Raw genomic sequence first — 16,246 nt, forward strand, 5'->3', positions numbered from 1 at the left:
CGCGCCGACATGGCTGCGGCACGCATCCGCTCCACCGGAGGAATCCGCTCATGACCGAACCCTATCTCGGCGAAATCCAGCTGTTTGGCTTCGACTACAACCCGTATGGCTGGGCCCTGTGCAATGGCGCCATCCTGCCGATCACGCAGAACAGCGCGCTGTACTCGCTGCTCGGCGTGGCCTACGGCGGCAACGGCAGCAGCACCTTCCAGCTGCCGAACTTCAGCGCGCGTGCCGGCTGCCAGCAGGGCCCGGGCCCGGGGCTGACTCCGCACACGCTAGGCAGCAATTTCGGCTCCGCAGGGGTGAGCCTGTCGAGTACGGAGATCCCGATGCACCAGCACGGCGTCAATGCGTTCTCGCAGGCGGACGCGACCAAGAAGACCGGTGCCCCTGCCAGCGGTGCCGCGTTGTCGTCGCTGAATCTCACCAACGAGCGTCCGTTCCTGGCGGTCGCCCCGAACCAGCAGTTCTCCCCGGCCATGCTGCTGCCCACCGGCAACGCCCTGGCACACGAGAACCGGCAGCCGTATCTGGCGCTGAACTTCTGCATCGCGCTGTCCGGCGACTACCCTGTCTTCAGTTGATGTCATGACACGCCTGCTTTCCAGCGAGGTCGTGAAGGCATCCGCCGACGCAAGCCAGACCAGGTTACCGGGTGTGCACGCCATTACCCTGCGTGGGGAGCGGGATGCCGATCTGCCCTGGTTGCAGGATCTGTACGCCAGCACGCGTCGCGACGAGCTGGCACCGGTGCCGTGGCCGGAAGCGACCAAGCGCGCCTTCCTGCAGCAGCAGTTCGCCCTGCAACGCGCGCATTACCGGCAGCAGTTTGCCGATGCGGACTTTCTGATCGTGCAGGCCAAAGGTCTATCGATCGGCCGGCTCTATCTGCACCGCGCCGGCGCGCACCACACGCTGGTCGATATCAGCCTGCTGCCGGACTGGCGTGGGCGAGGCGTCGGCTCGCAATTGATTGCACATGCGCAGGCACTGGCGCGCGAGACCGCCTGCGTGTTGGCACTGCACGTGCTGCACGCCAACCCCTCCGCGCAACGCCTGTATGCCCGCCTCGGATTCGTTGCAGGCGACAGCACCCAGACCCATCTGCAGATGCACTGGCATCCGCGCGATCACCTACTCAGCTGAACGAGCAACTGGCCGTGTTCAATTGAATACGGCTTGATACAAGAACCCGTCGCGCTCGCGTGCCACCGGCACCAGGAAGATACCGATCTCGCCGAGCCGCGCATGTCGCATCTGATAGGTCTGCTGTGGAAACAAAAAGGCCGAGCCATTGCGAAACAGCAACGAAAACGGTGCACGTTGCGAATTGCGCGCATGCTGCAAGGGCCGCGCTTCCACCAGCACGAACGGCACCTCGCCCTCATTCAATGCGGCAGCAAAGGTTTCGTTGACGCTACCGGCGAAGTGTTCAAGCGTCAGCAACTCCATGCAAGATTCCTGTAGCGACGAAGTAGCCATGGATCGTCACGTTTTGTGGCCGGTTCGACAAGATGCCGCTGCCGACAACGCGACGTGCTCGGCAGATCGTTGCAACAGCGCCAGGCAAGACGACGACAGCGCACGGGCCAATCTGCAGGTAAACACCGCGCGCCTTGGCAACGGTCGCTTACGTCCCTACTGCGGCGTACGTTCTTGATCCCGCTCGCCTGCGTGTGGCCTGGTTGCGTTGCAGGACACGCTGTTACGCAGACAGCGACGCGCAACCCGCACATCGCCGCTCGGTGAATGCGACAATACTGCACGCGCCAGTCTGGTTATGTTCAGCGGTGCGCGGGCTACTCTATCGCGTTGTAATTTTGTTAAAGGCACCGATGACGGCTTCCGCTTCCCCTGTCGTGCAGTTGTCCGGTGTCCGCATCGATCGCGGCGGGCGCACGATCCTGCGCGATGTGTCGCTGGAGGTGCCACGCGGCAGCATCACGGCCGTGCTCGGTCCGTCCGGTAGCGGCAAATCCACCATGCTGGCGGCGCTGACCGGCGAGCTGCGCCCGGTCGCCGGCACGGTCACGCTGTTCGGCAATCCCATTCCCACCGGCAACCGCGCGCTGCTGGAGATGCGTCGCAACGTCGGTGTGCTGCTGCAGGGCAATGGCCTGCTCACCGACCTCAGCGTGGCCGAGAACGTCGCGCTGCCACTGCGCACCCACACGCGGTTGCCGGCAGCGGTGCTGCAGCGCCTGGTCCAGATGAAGCTGCATGCAGTCGGCCTGCTGGCCGCAGCCGATGCCTGGCCGCGCGAGTTGTCCGGCGGCATGGCGCGGCGCGTGGCACTGGCGCGCGCGCTGGCACTGGACCCGCCGCTGATGATCTACGACGAGCCGCTGACCGGGCTGGACCCGATCGCCTCGGGGGTGATCATGAGCCTGATCCAGCGTCTCAACGACAGCCTGGGCCTGACCAGCATCATCGTCAGCCACCATGTGCACGAGACGCTGCCGATCTGCGACCAGGCGGTGGTGATCGCCAATGGCGGCATCGTGTTCGCCGGCACGCCTGCGCAGCTGCAAGACAGCACTGACCCGCTGGTGCAGCAATTCCTGCATGGCCAGCCGGACGGCCCGATCGCCTTCGATGCCACCCCGCGCCGCGACCGGAGTGCTGCCTGATGGCCTTCGCCGATTCCATTCGCGCCTTCGGCCGCGCCGGCCTGTTTTCGCTGACGGTGCTGCGTGGCTCGCTGCCCACGCGCGATTTCATCGCCGAACTGGTGCGCGAGATCTACAAGGTCGGTGCGCGCTCGTTGCCGATCATTGCGGTGGGCGGCGCCTTCGTCGGCCTGGTGCTGACCTTGCAGGGCTATCGCACGCTCACCACCTACGGTGCATCGGATGCGTTGTCCACGCTGTTGGGCCTGTCGCTGTATCGCGAACTGGCGCCGGTGCTGACCGCCTTGTTGTTCATCGGCCGCGCCGGCAGTTCGATCGCCGCCGAGCTCGGTCTGATGCGCGCCACCGACCAGATCAAGGCGCTGGAACTGATGGCCATCGACCCGGTGGCCAAGGCAGTGGCGCCGCGCTTCTGGGCGGCGGTGCTGACGGTGCCGCTGTTGACCGGCGTGTTCTGTTCGCTGGCCATCACCGGGGGCTATTTCGAAGCGGTGCATGTGCTGGGCATCGACAACGGCACGTTCTGGTCGGGGCTGAGCAATAGCGTGGACTTCTGGGACGACTTCGGCGTGGCGATGCTCAAGTCGGCGATCTTCGGCGGCACCGCGGCACTGGTTGCCGCCTACGTGGGCTTCCATGCCGAACCGACCATCGAAGGCACCTCGGTCGCCACCACCCGCGCGGTGGTGAACGCCTCGTTGCTGGTGCTGATGTTCAACTTCGTCCTTTCTGCAATGTTGTTTAGGTGAGTGGAATAACTATGGCCATGCGTGGACCACGACTCGAATTCGCCGTCGGCGCCTTTTTGCTGCTGACCCTGGCCTCGCTGCTGGTGCTGGCGGTGGCCTCGACCAACCAGCGCTGGGGCTTTGGCTCCAGCCAGTACACGCTGACCGCCCGCTTCAGCCAGATTGGCCAGTTGCGCGCGCAGGCACCGGTGAAGATCGGCGGCGTGACCATCGGCAAGGTGGCCGACATCAGCCTGGACCCGACCAAGTTCGATTCGATCGTGACCCTGTCGCTGGATACCAAGTACAAGGACCTGCCTGCCGACACCTCGGCCGGCATCTTCACCAGCGGCTTGCTGGGCGAGAGTTATATCGGGCTGCAGCCGGGCGGCGACCCGGACACCCTCAAGCCGGGCGACGAAATCGGCTTCACCCAGCCGGCGGTGGATCTGCTGCAGCTGGTCGGCAAATACATGTTCAGTGGTGGCGGTGGCGGCAGCAATGCCCCGGCCGCCGCCAACGGCCAGGCGCCTGCGCCTGCCCAAACCGCTCCTCCCTCTACGGAACCACACCAATGAAGACCACTGTGCTTTCTGCCGTCCTGGCCTCGACCCTGCTGGTGTGCGCACCGGCAACCGTGCTGGCGCAGCCGGCCGCTGCCAGCGCGCCTGCGCAGGGCGCGGCGACCAAGACCGTCATCGACAGCAGCACCCGCATCCTGAGCACGCTGGACCAGCGCCGTGCGGAGTTCCGCAGCAATCCGGCGGCGCTGCGTCAGTTCATCAACGGCGAGTTGAACAAGGCTTTCGACCGCGACTACTCGGCCCGTCTGGTGCTGGGTGTGCATGGCCGCGGCGCCTCCGATGCCGACGTCAAGCTGTTTGCCGATGCGCTGGCCGACAACCTGATGCAGCGTTATGGCACCGCGCTGCTGAATTTCGAAGGCAAGCCGACCTTCCGCGCCAAGTCCGAAAGCGCGCTGCCGGGCAACCGCGGCGTCAAGGTGTCCACCGACCTGCTGCGTGCCGGCAACGACCCGACCCCGGTCGATTACCTGATGCGCAATACCGGCGGCCAGTGGAAGATTTTCGACGTGATGATCGAAGGCATCTCCTACGTGCAGACCTTCAAGACCCAGTTCGACGGCCCGCTGCGCGAGAAGGGCATCGCCAAGGTGGCCGCCGAGCTGCGTAGTGGCAACCTGCAAGTCGGTGCGGCACCGGCCAATGGCAACTAACACCGTGCAACGCACGGGCGACACGCTGGTCATCACCGGCGTGCTCGACCGTGCGGCGGTCACCGCGGCCTGGCCGCAGGCGATCGCACAGCTGGATGGCGCGCGCACGCTGGACCTGTCGGGTGTACAACGCCTGGACAGTGCCGGCGTGGCGATGCTGGCCGAACTGGCTGCCCGGTTGCGTCAAGCCGGCAGCGGCGAAGTGGTCGGCGAGGCGTCAGGTCTGGACGAATTGCGCGCCGCTTACCGGTTGTCCCCCACTCTCGATTTTCAGGCCTGAGCGCCAGCCCATGACCCAGTTCCGTTCTCTTCCGTTGTTGGCCAGCCTGCTGCTGGGTGCCTGCGCCAGCCAGGCGCCCAAATCCGCACCGCCGTCGGGCGGTACCGCCATCGCGCCTGCGGCCGACGCGCCGGTACGCGACGATGCCGGAATGACCGCGCAGCCAGCCGCGTCCGGGATGGCCGCCCCGGATGCGCTGCCGGCAAGCGCTGCTGCTCCTGCCGATCCGCAAGCCGCTGCGGGCGCCGACACCGCCGCTGCAGGCGCGCCCACCGATGCCGAAAGCGACTTCGACGCACTGTATGGCCCGACCACCCCGCAAGCAGGCGCCAACGGTGCGCCGGCACAACCGGGCGCGGCGCCGGCATACGACCCGTGGGAGCGCTACAACCGCGGCATGCACCGCTTCAATATGGCGGTGGACCGCGGCGTGGCGCGTCCGTTGGCGACGGCCTACACCAAGGTGGTGCCGAGCCCGGCGCGCCTGGGCGTGACCAACTTCTTCTACAACCTGGGCACGCCGCTGACCATGGTCAACCAGCTGCTGCAAGGCCACCCGGTCCATGCAATGCAGTCGCTGGGGCGCTTTGTGATGAACAGCACCCTGGGTGTGGCTGGGCTGTTCGACCCCGCCTCGGCGGCCGGTATCCCGCGGCGCAGCGAAGACTTCGGCCAGACGCTGGGCGCGTGGGGCTGGCGTAACTCGCGTTACTTCGAGCTGCCGTTGTTCGGGCCGCGCACCGTACGCGACACCTTCGGGCTGGCGGGCGATATTCCGCTGTCGTGGATTCGCCAGGTGGACGACGGCGGTACGCGCTTTGCCCTGCAGGGCTTGCAGCTGGTGGACACGCGCGCGCAGCTGATGTCGCTGGATTCGTTGCGCGACCAGGCGCCGGACGAATACGCGCTGACCCGCGATGCGTGGATGCAGCGACGCAATTACCAGATCACCCGCGACCTGCGGAGCCATCGCGAAAAGAACAACGAGCTGCCGGAATACCTGCGCGACGACAAGGACAATACCGTGCCGGGTAACGCCATGCCGATCCCGAGCTGGGTACGTTGAGCGGTCGGGGAGTTGGTCAGCGACGAGGGTCAAAGCCCGGGAGATCCCGGGCTTTTTTGTCGCTGCTCTCTTGCGGGCCTGCTGGTCGGCGGTAGCGGCAGGGAGGCTGAACTACAGTCCTGCCGGGAATATCACGTGGCGGCGTACGCCTCCAGAATCGCCTGCTGGAGATCCGGCGGCAGCTTGGCATAGTCGTCAGCACGATCCTGGAACTTGTCAGCGAGTGTGGTGGACAGATCAAACCCGTCCGCCACCGCGGCGATCACCAATAGCGTACAGATCGCAAACTCACGCGCATGGCCCGGCACAAGGATGTGGGCGCCCAACTCGACGACCTCATACGGGTACCACTCCTCGCCCTGCTCGAACCGGCCACCGCGCGCAACCACGGATGCAAGCGCCTGTGAGTGCCGCTCTGCGTCCTGGCCGTCGTCGCGCTGGGCAATGAAGCGCACTTCGTCAGGCGTCAGCGACTGCAGTAGTACAGCCAACGTTGGCGCTGACTCGGCCACGCACTAGCCAGCCAACGCCGTATCGATCGCCTGACGCAGGCGCGCATCGTCGGCGGGGATGTCCGGGGCGAAGCGGTCGATGATCTTGCCGTCGCGGCCGATCAGGAATTTTTCGAAGTTCCACACCACGCCCGGCGCGGGGTTGGGGGCGATGCCGTAGCCGGCAAGTTTCTCGCGCATCGGACCGTCGCCGGTGGTGTGCGGATGCGTGCTGGTCAGTGCCTGATACAGCGGGTGCGCGTGGTCGCCAGTGACGGCGATCTTGGCAAACATCGGGAAGGTGACGTCGTAGGTGAGCTGGCAGAACTGCGCGATCTCCGCTTCGCTGCCCGGCTCCTGGCCGTTGAAGTCGTTGGCCGGAAACGCCAGCACTTCCAGGCCCTGTGCGCGCTTGTCGCGATACAACGCTTCCAGCCCTTCGTACTGCGGGGTCAGGCCGCACTTGGAGGCGACGTTCACCACCAGCATCACCTTGCCGCGATAGTCCGCCAAGGTGGTGGGCTGGCCATCGATGCGGGTCACGGGGATGTCGTATAGCGTCTGGCTCATCGATGCGTCCTGGGCAGGGAGAGCCCAGAGCATAAACGGCCACGGTGAGGCGAGCGATGCCGCTGGCTCACGCTGCTGGCCGTTGTCTGCAACGACGTCCGCGGGCCGATCGGCTGACCGGCCGTCCACGCGCTCGGCCATCTTCGAAGCCATCAATCGATGCAGAGCGCCGCCTGGCCCTTGCCGCCGACCACCGTCTGGCGGCAACCGAAGCGATCGCTGTCGCGCTGACAGATACCGGCGGCCGCCGCGCCGGTCGGCACGATGCTGATGGCCAGGCAGTCGCCGCTGCAATCGCTGTTGTCGGTGCAGGTCTTGCCGGCATCGGCGTACGGCACGATGCAGCGCGGAATCTGCATGCGGCCGACCGGCCGCAGTTGTCCACCCTTCGCCGTGCATTCGGCGGCATCGGCGGAGACGGTGTGCGGTGGCGGCGGAGCGTTCGCCGCGGCAGCCGGCCTGGTTACCGGACCAGTGCTGCATGCGGTCAGCAGCAGCGCGCAGAGCGCTGCGTGGATCCATCGGGTCGCCATGTTGAGCATCTCGTCTTGAACCAGGTGGGAGCAAGCATCGCGGTGGCGATGTCTGCGTGATGTGCGGTCTATCGGCGCAAGAGAACATGCCGAAGACCTGCATTCGTAGGAGCGCACCCCGGGCGCGACCAGCTTTTACCGATAACGCTTCATCGCGCCCGGATGCGCTCCTACGTTGTGCTGTCGCGCGGACGCCATGCATCACCGCCTGCAGCCGGATCACGCCTGCTCGTCGTTGCTATCGTCTTCGCTGCTGGTGCCGGTGTCGTCGCTGCCATCGTCCAGCAACGCCTGCGACTGATCGCCGGCCAGTGTTTCCACCCCGCGCAGGCGGCGTTCGATGGTGCGGGTCTTGCGGCTGGCTTCGCCCAGGCTCTTGCCGACGGTGCTGATCTGCCGCTCGGCCTTTTCGAGAATGCCGGCGAACTTGCCGAACTCGCTCTTCACCGCGCCCAGCACCTGCCAGACCTCGCTGGAGCGCTTTTCGATCGCCAACGTGCGAAAACCCATCTGCAGGCTGTTGAGCAAGGCGGTGAACGTGGTGGGGCCGGCCAGCACCACGCGGTGCTCGCGCTGCAGCAGATCGACCAGGCCGGCACGGCGGATCACTTCGGCATACAGCCCTTCGGTGGGCAGAAACATCACCGCGAAGTCGGTGGTGTGCGGCGGGCAGACGTACTTGTCGCTGATCGACTTGGCCTGGATGCGGATGGCGCGTTCCAGTTGCGCGGTCGACTGCTTGATCGCGTCGAGATCGCCCTTTTCCTGCGCATCGATCAGGCGTTCGTAGTCCTCGCGCGGGAACTTGGCGTCCACCGGCAGCCACACCACCTTCTCGTCGCCGCGTCCGGGCAGGCGGATGGCGAAATCCACCGCTTCGGCACTGTCGGGCTTGACCCGTACGCCGCGCGCGTACTGCTCCATCGTCAGCGTTTGCTCGAGGATGTTGTCCAGCTGCACTTCGCCCCAGCCACCGCGGTCCTTGACGTTGGTGAGCACGCGCTTGAGGTCGCCCACGCCGGTGGCCAGCTGCTGCATTTCGCCCAGGCCGCGCTGCACCTGTTCCAGCCGTTCGGAGACCAGCTTGAACGAGGCATCCAGACGCGTGTTGAGCGTGGTCTGCAATTTTTCATCGACGGTGGCGCGCATCAACTCGAGCTTGCTGGCGTTGTCGTGTTGCAGATTGGCCAACTGCTGCTCGAGCGTGGCGCGCATCTCGCCGATGCGCAGTTCGTTGCGCTGGGTGAGTTCGTTCAAGCGCAGGCCCAGCGCTTCGGTGAAACGCTGTTGCGATTGCCCGGCTTCCTGGCGCCCCTTGCGCGCGTCTTCGGCCAGCGCTTCGCGCAGCGCGGCCATGTGGGTGTCGGTGCGCGCCATCAGTTCGCCCAGTTGCTGGCCGAACACCTGGATGCGGGTTTCCTGTTGCTGGCCGAAACCTTCGAGCTGGGTGCGCAGTTCGGTCAGCCGCAGGGTCAGCAGTTCGCCGATGCGTTGTTGCGCAAGACCGCTTTCTTCGCGCGCCTTGCGGGCATCTTCGCCGAGCGCGTCGCGCAGCAGGTCCAGGCGTTGGTCGGTGCGCGTGGACAGTTCGGCGAGGTTGCGCGCGAAGGTTTCCAGGCGGGCGTCCTGCTGCCGCGCCAGGCCTTCGAGTTGCTCGCGCAGTTCGCCGCGACCATCGCGCTGTTCGGCGCGCAGCGCATGCTCCAGCGCGGTGGTGGACGGACGTCGCAGCAGCGCCAGCAGCTGCAACACGAGGACTACGACGAGCAGCCCGAGAAGGATCAGAGATTGGGATGACATGTACGCAGTGTAGCGGTGCTTGTCGCAACAGCTGCGTCGCGGAGCTTGGCCAGCGGCGCTCGCGCGCCAGCGCTGCTGGGTGCAGCTGCACGACAGCGGCCATGCCAGGTCGCTGTCGTGGGTGAGGCGTCTGCGCTCAGAAACCTTCCAGCACCAGCTTGCCGTGGGCACGGCGCAGGTTGCCGGCGGTGATGCGGCCGTAGTGCTCCCAGCCGCAGCGTCATCGAGCGTGGCCGACTTGCGCCCGACCAGGCACTCGTCCACCAGGTGAAATTGCGCATTGTGCCCGGGCGGGTCAGCGCGCCGGCGTCGTACACCGCATCGCCGGGCACGTGCCATTGCAGCGGCCTTCGCGTTTTCGGTGCGCGGATGATGGCTGCGCGGCTGCGCCATGACGCTGAAATGGCCAACGCACCTGTTCGATGTCGCATGGCGTGCGGTGCTGCTGCGCGCGTCATTGCCGTGTTCGTTGAAGCGCCCATCACTGCGGCGGCTCTAGCCTGCCGGCATGACCGCACCCAGCCCGGTTCGCATGCAGCGCTATGGCAATCGCAACGGCCACTCGGGCGTGGTGGCCTACGCGCTGGCCGACGACGCCATCGCCGTGCGCTTTCGCAGCGGCGAGACCTATGTGTATACCGCCGACAGCGCGGGCGCCGAGGTGGTCGCGACCATGCAGCGGCTCGCCACGGCCGGCCGCGGGCTGAGCACCTACATCAGCCAGACCGTGCGCGATGCATACGCGGGCAAGATCGAGCTGTAGCGGCGCAGGAGTGCAGCGGTGAGAATGCACCGCGCTCTGCCATTCGCCGCAGCGTGCGTGGATGCAGACGGCTGCGCTCGCTGCATCATGCGCGTGCGGCGTTGCCTGCAGCGCGTATCACCGCCGCCAACTGCCAGCCATCACGCGTGTCACCGAGGAACACATGCTGGAGATCTACGGAAAGCCGTGCTCGATCAATGTGCGCAAAGTGTTGTGGTTGTGCGATGAGCTGGGGCTGGACTACACGCTGTCGCATATGGCAGCGGCTTTGCATCGGTGCAGACGCCGGAATTTCGCGCGCTCAATCCCAATGCGCTGGTGCCGGTGATCCGCGACGGCGCACTAGTGCTATGGGAATCGAACACGATCTGCCGCTACCTGGCCGCGCGCAGCCAACGCCACGATCTGCTGCCGGCCGCGCCCGCCGCGCGCGCACTGGTCGAGCAATGGATGGATTGGCAGGCCACCGAACTCAATACCGCCTGGCGTTACGCATTCATGGCCAGCGTGCGTGGCAGTGCAGCGCATACCGATGCGCAGGCGATTGCGGCGAGCGTGGAGCAGTGGAACCGGCACATGGCGATCCTCGATGCACAGCTGCAGCGCGGCGGTCCGTTCGTCCTCGGCGCACGCTTTACGCTTGCCGACATCGTGCTGGGGTTGTCGACACAGCGCTGGGTCGCCAGCCCCATCGCGCGTGCGCCATTGCCCGCGGTGGCGGCGTATTACGCACACTTGAAGACACGCGCTGGATTTCAGCGCCATGGTTGCACTGCACCCTAATGCCGCACATCGCCCTTGTGCGGAGCGAACCAGCTTGTGCGAAGCGAACCAGACCACCGAAGCGATGCATGCAGCACGCTCGCACTGCATTGACCTGGGCATAGGTAGGGTGAGGGTCTGCTTTTGCGAGGCTCACCGATGACCACTGCCACCAACCGAACCCGCCTATTGGCGCTGGGCCTGTTTGCTTTCCTGGGCACGTTCGCGGCAATCGTCTGGTACCTGATGCGGCCCTACGGCTCGGTGTATTTTTTCCCCGTGCATTTTCTGATCGGTGCGGCGTTGCCGTTTTTGGTCTATGCGATCGGCCGAACCCGGCTGTGGTTCTGGATCGGCATGGGCATCACCGCCTTGGTGCTGCTGTGGTTCAACCTGTGGGGCCATGAAGCCAATGGCGCGGCCCCGCGGGTGCTCGACTGGAGCCACTTCGCTGCCGGTGTGGTTGGGCTTGCCGGCGCCTGGGCGGTGCAGCTGATCTACCGCAACGCGCGCCCGCCGCATCGCGCCTCGATTGAGTGAGCGGAGTGCGATATGCGATTGCGTGCCGTCAATCGCACACGCCGTGATGGATGGCTGTGCCGGGCAAAGGAAATGCACGATGCGCCGCGCGTGAGCTGATGCCATAGCGTGCCCAGGCACGGTCGGGCCGCATGACCTTGGACCGATAGCTTTGCTGCGCTGCGTTGGGCGACACTCGCGCATTCTTTTGATTCCCGCGAGGTCCACATGTCGTCTTGGCTCAGGCGCAAATCCATCGATCAGGTCACCGTGCACGAGGCCGGCCGGCAACTGGTCCGTAGCCTGAGTTGGCCGCATTTGATCGCGCTGGGCATCGGCGCCATCGTCGGTACCGGGATCTACACGCTGATCGGCGTGGGCGCCGACAAGGCTGGACCGGCAGTGTTGCTGTCGTTCGTGGCGGCCGGCACCGTGTGCGCCTGTGCGGCGCTGGCCTATGCCGAGATGGCCACGATGATGCCGGCTGCCGGCAGTGCGTATACCTACAGCTACACCGCGCTGGGCGAGAGCATTGCCTGGGTGGTGGGCTGGAGCCTGGTACTGGAATATTCGCTGGTGGTCAGCACGGTGGCGGTCGGCTGGTCGGGCTATTTCGTTGGTTTCCTGCAATGGCTGGGCGTGGGGTTGCCGCATGAACTCATTGCCGGGCCGCACGCCGGCGGCATCGTCAACCTGCCGGCGGTGGCGATCACCTTCCTGGTGGCTGGCCTGTTGATGGCCGGCACCAAGGAAAGCGCCACGCTCAACGCGGTACTGGTCGTGCTGAAGATCATCGCACTCGGCGTGTTCGTGGCCATTGCGCTGCCGGCCTTCAACAGCGCCAACCTGCAGCCGTTCATGCCGTATGGCTTCTCCAAGGCGATGGGTCCCGATGGCGTGGAGCGCGGAGTGATGGCAGCGGCGGCGATCATCTTCTTTGCGTTCTACGGCTTCGATGCGATTTCCACGGCGGCCGAAGAGACCAAGAACCCCGGGCGCGATCTGTCGATCGGCATCGTCGGTTCGATGATCGGCTGCACGCTGATCTATGTGCTGGTGGCCCTGGCCGCGGTGGGTGCGATGAGCTTTACCGTGTTCGGCAAGAGCCCCGAGCCGTTGGCGCTGATCCTGCGCGAACTCGGCCACGGCAAGGCGGCGTTGGTGATCGGTGCGGTGGCGATCATTGCGTTACCCACGGTGTTGCTGGCGTTTTTGTACGGGCAGAGCCGCATCTTCTTCGTGATGTCGCGCGATGGCTTGTTGCCGCGCGGCTTGTCCAAGGTCAATGCACGCACCGGCACGCCAGTGGCGATCACCCTGTTCACCGCGGTGCTGGTGGCAACACTGGCGGGCGTGGCCCGGCTGGACGAAATCGCCGCCTTGGCCAACGCCGGCACGCTGGCGGCGTTCACGGCGGTGGCGGCCTGCCTGTTGGTGTTGCGCGTGCGCGAGCCCGGCCGTGCGCGCGCCTTCCGCACGCCGCTGGCGTGGGTGGTGGGACCGGTGGCGATCGGCGGGTGCCTGTATCTGTTCTGGAGCCTGCCGAGCAAGACGCAGGGCTGGTTCCTGCTGTGGAATGCGCTGGGCGTGGTGGTGTACCTGGCATATGGGCGACGCAATAGCCGGTTGAATTCGGCTGGCTGAGCGGGCGACATCCTTCTCCCCCTCGGGAATTGTTCCCCCCTTCATGGAGGAGCAGGTGCCCGAAGGGGCGGAGGAGAGTCGGTGCGTAGCCACGTGCAGTTTGATGTCACGAGAACTTTGTCGCTCACCCCTCTCCGGGCCGGAGAGGGGCTTCACGCTGCCGCTCTTTTAGCGTTAAGCGCTGTTGCACTTGTGCCCCGCAGGGAGAGGGGTTTCAAACGCCGTGGTGTTATTGCGCCTGCGGGGTTGCACAGAACGATGTCGGCAATGCATCCGCTTGTGTACCCCAGCCTTGCGTGGGTGCTTGCTTGGTGAGCGCGAACGCCAGCGTGCCGCCCTGCTGCAGCTGCGCCCAGTCCAGGAATACCTGCGGCTGGGCCTTGCCATTCCAACGCACGTTGTCCACGTATTGCAGCGCGCGGCCGTCGGCGCCGGGGGCGTCGATGCGCAGGCGCTTGCCGTTGCCCAGATCCAGCGTGACCCGCTTGAAACGCGGCGCATGCAGCAGGAATTGCCCGCTGCCCGGCACCGCCGGATACAACCCCAAGGCACTGAACAGATACCAGGCCGACATGGTGCCAAGGTCGTCGTTGCCGGTGACGCCGTTGGGCGCATTGGTAAACAACTGTTGCGCGGCGCGCACCACGGTGGCGGTCTTCCACGGTTGCCCGATCAGCGTGTACATCCAGGGTGCGTGCAGGTCCGGTTCGTTGTTGGGGTTATAGCGGTACTGGTTGTAATAGCTGTACGGGCCGACCACCCAGTGCGTGCGTGCGGCAGTGAGCGGATCTTTCAGCAGATCGTCGTAGGCGAAGAAGGCGTCCAGGCGTTTACCGGCTTGTTCGCTGCCATGCATGGCCTGCAGCATGCCGGGGATGTCCTGCTGCACCAGCCACTGATACTGCCAGGCGGTGCCTTCGTGGAAACCGTGCTCGGAACGTGGGCTGTAGTGATCGTCGGACGGCGCATACCAGCTGCCGTCTTCCAGCCGCGGGCGCGGGAATCCTGCAAAGCCGGTCTCGGCATCGCGCACATCCGCGTCCCAGACGCGGTGCCAGTTGCCGCCGCGCTTGCGCAGCTGCGCGCTGTCCTCGCTGTGGCCCAGTGCTTGTGCCATCTGCGCGAGCGCGCAATCGGCCAATGCATATTCCAGCGTGGCCGAGCCGCCGTGGTGCGGGTCCACATCCATGCCCTTGGAGGGGAACGCGCGGTCGTACTGCACGAAGCCGTTGGCCAGATAGTTGGCATTGCCCGAGCGCCCGGCGTGGCGCGAATTGATCGGCGGCTGGCCGAAGGCGTTCTGGCGCAACGCTGCATACGCGTCCGCCTCGTTGCCCTGCAGCGCGCCGAAGCGCCACAGATCCACCAGGAACGGGGTGACCGGGTCGCCGGTCATGATGTTGGTGTCGAAGTTGGCGTAGCCCCAACGCGGCAGCCAGCCACCTTGCTGCTGGATCGCCAGCAACGAGCGGCCGATGTCGCGCGCGCGTGTCGGCTGCAGCAGGGCGAGCAGCTGGTTTTGCGAGCGGTAGGTATCCCACAGCGAAAAATACTCGTAGTAGGTCCAGCCATCGGCGCGATGGATCGCATCGTCGTAGCCGCGATAGCGGCCATCGGCATCGCTGCCGGTCAGCGGCTGCAGCAAGGCGTGATACAGCGCGGTATAGGCCACGGAACGGTCGTCGTTGCTGGCGCCTTCCACTTGCATGCTGGCCAACGCATTGCGCCAGCCGTTCTGCGCGCGCTGGCGCATCTGTTCAAGACTGAGCAGTTTGCCGCCCTGCATGCCATCGGCACGCAGGTTGCTGCGGGCGCCTTGCGCATCCACATGCGAGATGGCGCTGACCACGGTCACCGCACGCGCGTTCTTGTCTTTGCCTAGCGGGAAACTGAGCCAGGCGCCGTTGGGTTTGAGTTCGCCGCCCATGCCGTGACGCGCGCCGGGCACGCCGCCCTCTTCGCCCCAGACGCCATGCGCAGTGAACGGGCGATCGAATTCCAGCCGGAACCAGGTGGTGTATTCGTGGCCGCCGCAGAAGCTCTGCGTGGTCAGCTTGCCCTCGACCACGCGGTCGCCGACGATCTGTAGCTGGCTGCCGATCACCACATGGCGGTCGTTGGCCTGCGCCACGTTGACCAGCACATGGCCGGTGTCGGCACCCGGCGCGAAGGTGTAGCGCTCGGTGGCGGCGCGGGTCAGCGCGCTGGCTTCGGCGTCGATGCCGCCGTAATCGGTGAGCCGCACCCTGTAATAGCCGGCCTGGCCCACTTCGCCATCATGCGTGTAACGCGCGGCGTAGCGTTTCTGGTCGAAGGCCTTGGCATCGTTGGTGTCGAAGTCGCCCCTGGGACCGATACGGCCGGTGACCGGCAGCACCGACACCTGGCCGCCCTGCTCCCAGCAGCCGGCGCCGGACAGGAACGAATGGCCGAAACCCCGGATGCTGGGGTCGTCGTAGCGCCAGCCGGCGTAGTGCGCACCGATCGGGCTGACCTGGATCAGGCCGAATGGCGCCGAGGCGCCCGGATAGGTATTGCCGTCGTCCTTGCTGCCGATGAAGGTGTTGACCTGCGCCGGGTCTTGCGCGGCTAGCGGGCCGGACATGGCCACGCCGAGCAGGCACAGGCCGACCGCGGCGCGGCGCCAGAGCGGCGTGCACACAGCACGCGCGGTAGAACGGTTGGGCGATACGACTGACAGCATGCGGAACACCTTGGGGGGAAAGGGCGGCCGAAGCCGCAGATGGAAGGCGCGTGCCGGACGATCAACACCACAGCGCCGGCATCATCATGCGTATGGCAGTGTCTGGAATCGGCAGGCACCCTTGCGTGCCTGCACGGTGCCGAAAGCACCACCTGACGGCATCGATGCCCGCGCGGCGAAGTGCCCGCCTCAACCATCGAACACGTCTTCTTTTAGATATGTAAGGGAGATCAGCCGGCTTGGATCGATCTAAATTTGGGTGGGCCATGTGTCCTGTATTGGCAAAGATTAAGCGTTCGAAGCTCTTTGCTGCACACCGCGTCGCAGCAAAGCAGGCGGACCCAAGCGGTTTTCAAACATCCCGATGACTATCGAATCAATAGGTTGCGATGTTCGCCATATTTCCTGTTAACGGCGCTAAGGAAGGTCTGAACAACGAGACCTGACAGGGCGGAAGGTGGCGTCGTTCCGAAGAGTGGCTTTTGGAACTTCGGAATTTCGCCATTTCTGGCGCTT

The 16,246-nt window shown here is 65.6% G+C and carries 17 protein-coding genes and 2 pseudogenes; 12 read left to right on the forward strand and 7 right to left on the reverse strand.

All coding sequences use genetic code 11. The features are described from left to right. Positions 1–50 precede the first annotated feature (50 nt). Both J7360_RS16525 and J7360_RS16530 read left to right on the forward strand, forming a co-directional pair. Complete coding sequence (locus tag J7360_RS16525) at positions 51–587, forward strand: tail fiber protein (RefSeq protein WP_007968268.1); 537 nt, start codon at positions 51–53, stop codon at positions 585–587. Between the two features lie 4 nt (positions 588–591). Further along, positions 592–1,149 carry a GNAT family N-acetyltransferase gene (locus J7360_RS16530; RefSeq protein ID WP_057664159.1) on the forward strand — a complete coding sequence of 186 codons (558 nt, stop codon included), beginning with the start codon at positions 592–594 and terminating at the stop codon, positions 1,147–1,149. A gap of 18 nt (positions 1,150–1,167) precedes the next feature. Here the strand turns inward: J7360_RS16530 and J7360_RS16535 are convergent, their stop codons facing one another. Next, positions 1,168–1,455 carry a hypothetical protein gene (locus J7360_RS16535; RefSeq protein ID WP_011257259.1) on the reverse strand — a complete coding sequence of 96 codons (288 nt, stop codon included), beginning with the start codon at positions 1,453–1,455 and terminating at the stop codon, positions 1,168–1,170. 383 nt (positions 1,456–1,838) lie between these two features. Between J7360_RS16535 and J7360_RS16540 the strand changes: the two genes are divergently transcribed. From J7360_RS16540 to J7360_RS16565, 6 genes are read left to right on the forward strand one after another with little or no spacing between them, the layout of a single operon-like run. After that, the gene (locus J7360_RS16540; protein WP_007971131.1) at positions 1,839–2,633 is read left to right on the forward strand and encodes an ATP-binding cassette domain-containing protein; all 795 of its coding nucleotides are present in this window, start codon (positions 1,839–1,841) and stop codon (positions 2,631–2,633) included. Beyond that, complete coding sequence (locus tag J7360_RS16545) at positions 2,633–3,382, forward strand: MlaE family lipid ABC transporter permease subunit (protein WP_003482308.1); 750 nt, start codon at positions 2,633–2,635, stop codon at positions 3,380–3,382. Before J7360_RS16540 ends, J7360_RS16545 begins: the two co-directional genes overlap by 1 nt. 11 nt (positions 3,383–3,393) lie before the next feature. Continuing rightward, entirely contained in the window at positions 3,394–3,939 is a 546-nt protein-coding gene (gene mlaD / locus J7360_RS16550) for an outer membrane lipid asymmetry maintenance protein MlaD (RefSeq protein WP_005912377.1), read from the forward strand. Beyond that, positions 3,936–4,598 carry an ABC transporter substrate-binding protein gene (locus J7360_RS16555; protein ID WP_003482305.1) on the forward strand — a complete coding sequence of 221 codons (663 nt, stop codon included), beginning with the start codon at positions 3,936–3,938 and terminating at the stop codon, positions 4,596–4,598. Before mlaD ends, J7360_RS16555 begins: the two co-directional genes overlap by 4 nt. Further along, complete coding sequence (locus tag J7360_RS16560) at positions 4,588–4,878, forward strand: STAS domain-containing protein (RefSeq protein WP_022560466.1); 291 nt, start codon at positions 4,588–4,590, stop codon at positions 4,876–4,878. Before J7360_RS16555 ends, J7360_RS16560 begins: the two co-directional genes overlap by 11 nt. Before the next feature lie 10 nt (positions 4,879–4,888). After that, positions 4,889–5,944, forward strand: a complete 1,056-nt coding sequence (locus J7360_RS16565; RefSeq protein ID WP_209034281.1) for a VacJ family lipoprotein — start codon at positions 4,889–4,891, stop codon at positions 5,942–5,944. Between the two features lie 131 nt (positions 5,945–6,075). Here the strand turns inward: J7360_RS16565 and J7360_RS16570 are convergent, their stop codons facing one another. The 5 genes and pseudogenes from J7360_RS16570 to J7360_RS16590 form a co-directional block, all read right to left on the reverse strand. Next, entirely contained in the window at positions 6,076–6,399 is a 324-nt protein-coding gene (locus J7360_RS16570) for a hypothetical protein (protein WP_343237354.1), read from the reverse strand. Positions 6,400–6,459: 60 nt separating this feature from the next. After that, positions 6,460–7,005, reverse strand: a complete 546-nt coding sequence (locus J7360_RS16575) for a glutathione peroxidase (protein ID WP_007968256.1) — start codon at positions 7,003–7,005, stop codon at positions 6,460–6,462. Positions 7,006–7,157: 152 nt separating this feature from the next. Beyond that, positions 7,158–7,562, reverse strand: a complete 405-nt coding sequence (locus J7360_RS16580) for a hypothetical protein (RefSeq protein WP_209034289.1) — start codon at positions 7,560–7,562, stop codon at positions 7,158–7,160. A 195-nt stretch (positions 7,563–7,757) separates the two neighbouring features. After that, on the reverse strand, positions 7,758–9,290 hold the full coding sequence (gene rmuC / locus J7360_RS16585) for a DNA recombination protein RmuC (protein ID WP_176214975.1): 1,533 nt from the start codon (positions 9,288–9,290) through the stop codon (positions 7,758–7,760). A gap of 258 nt (positions 9,291–9,548) precedes the next feature. After that, positions 9,549–9,667: pseudogene (locus tag J7360_RS16590) on the reverse strand (zinc-binding alcohol dehydrogenase family protein); the annotation flags it as partial. 203 nt (positions 9,668–9,870) lie between these two features. On the opposite strand from J7360_RS16590, the gene J7360_RS16595 reads away from it, so the two are divergent. The 4 genes and pseudogenes from J7360_RS16595 to J7360_RS16610 all read left to right on the forward strand — a co-directional run bounded on the left by J7360_RS16595 (position 9,871) and on the right by J7360_RS16610 (position 13,026). Further along, positions 9,871–10,101 (forward strand): hypothetical protein, encoded by a 231-nt coding sequence (locus tag J7360_RS16595; RefSeq protein ID WP_033481426.1) that lies wholly within the window; start codon positions 9,871–9,873, stop codon positions 10,099–10,101. A gap of 163 nt (positions 10,102–10,264) precedes the next feature. After that, a pseudogene (locus J7360_RS16600) lies at positions 10,265–10,884 on the forward strand (glutathione S-transferase). 138 nt (positions 10,885–11,022) lie between these two features. After that, positions 11,023–11,403: a hypothetical protein gene (locus J7360_RS16605; RefSeq protein ID WP_209034283.1), complete on the forward strand. Its 381-nt coding sequence runs from the start codon at positions 11,023–11,025 to the stop codon at positions 11,401–11,403. A gap of 207 nt (positions 11,404–11,610) precedes the next feature. Further along, a complete protein-coding gene (locus tag J7360_RS16610) occupies positions 11,611–13,026 on the forward strand; it encodes an amino acid permease (protein WP_209034285.1) in 1,416 nt (471 codons plus the stop codon). Positions 13,027–13,255: 229 nt separating this feature from the next. Here the strand turns inward: J7360_RS16610 and J7360_RS16615 are convergent, their stop codons facing one another. Then, on the reverse strand, positions 13,256–15,730 hold the full coding sequence (locus J7360_RS16615) for a GH92 family glycosyl hydrolase (protein ID WP_057661792.1): 2,475 nt from the start codon (positions 15,728–15,730) through the stop codon (positions 13,256–13,258). Positions 15,731–16,246: the final 516 nt, after the last annotated feature.

This window comes from Xanthomonas sp. D-99, assembly GCF_017746145.1.
Classification (GTDB): Bacteria; Pseudomonadota; Gammaproteobacteria; order Xanthomonadales; family Xanthomonadaceae; genus Xanthomonas; species Xanthomonas cissicola.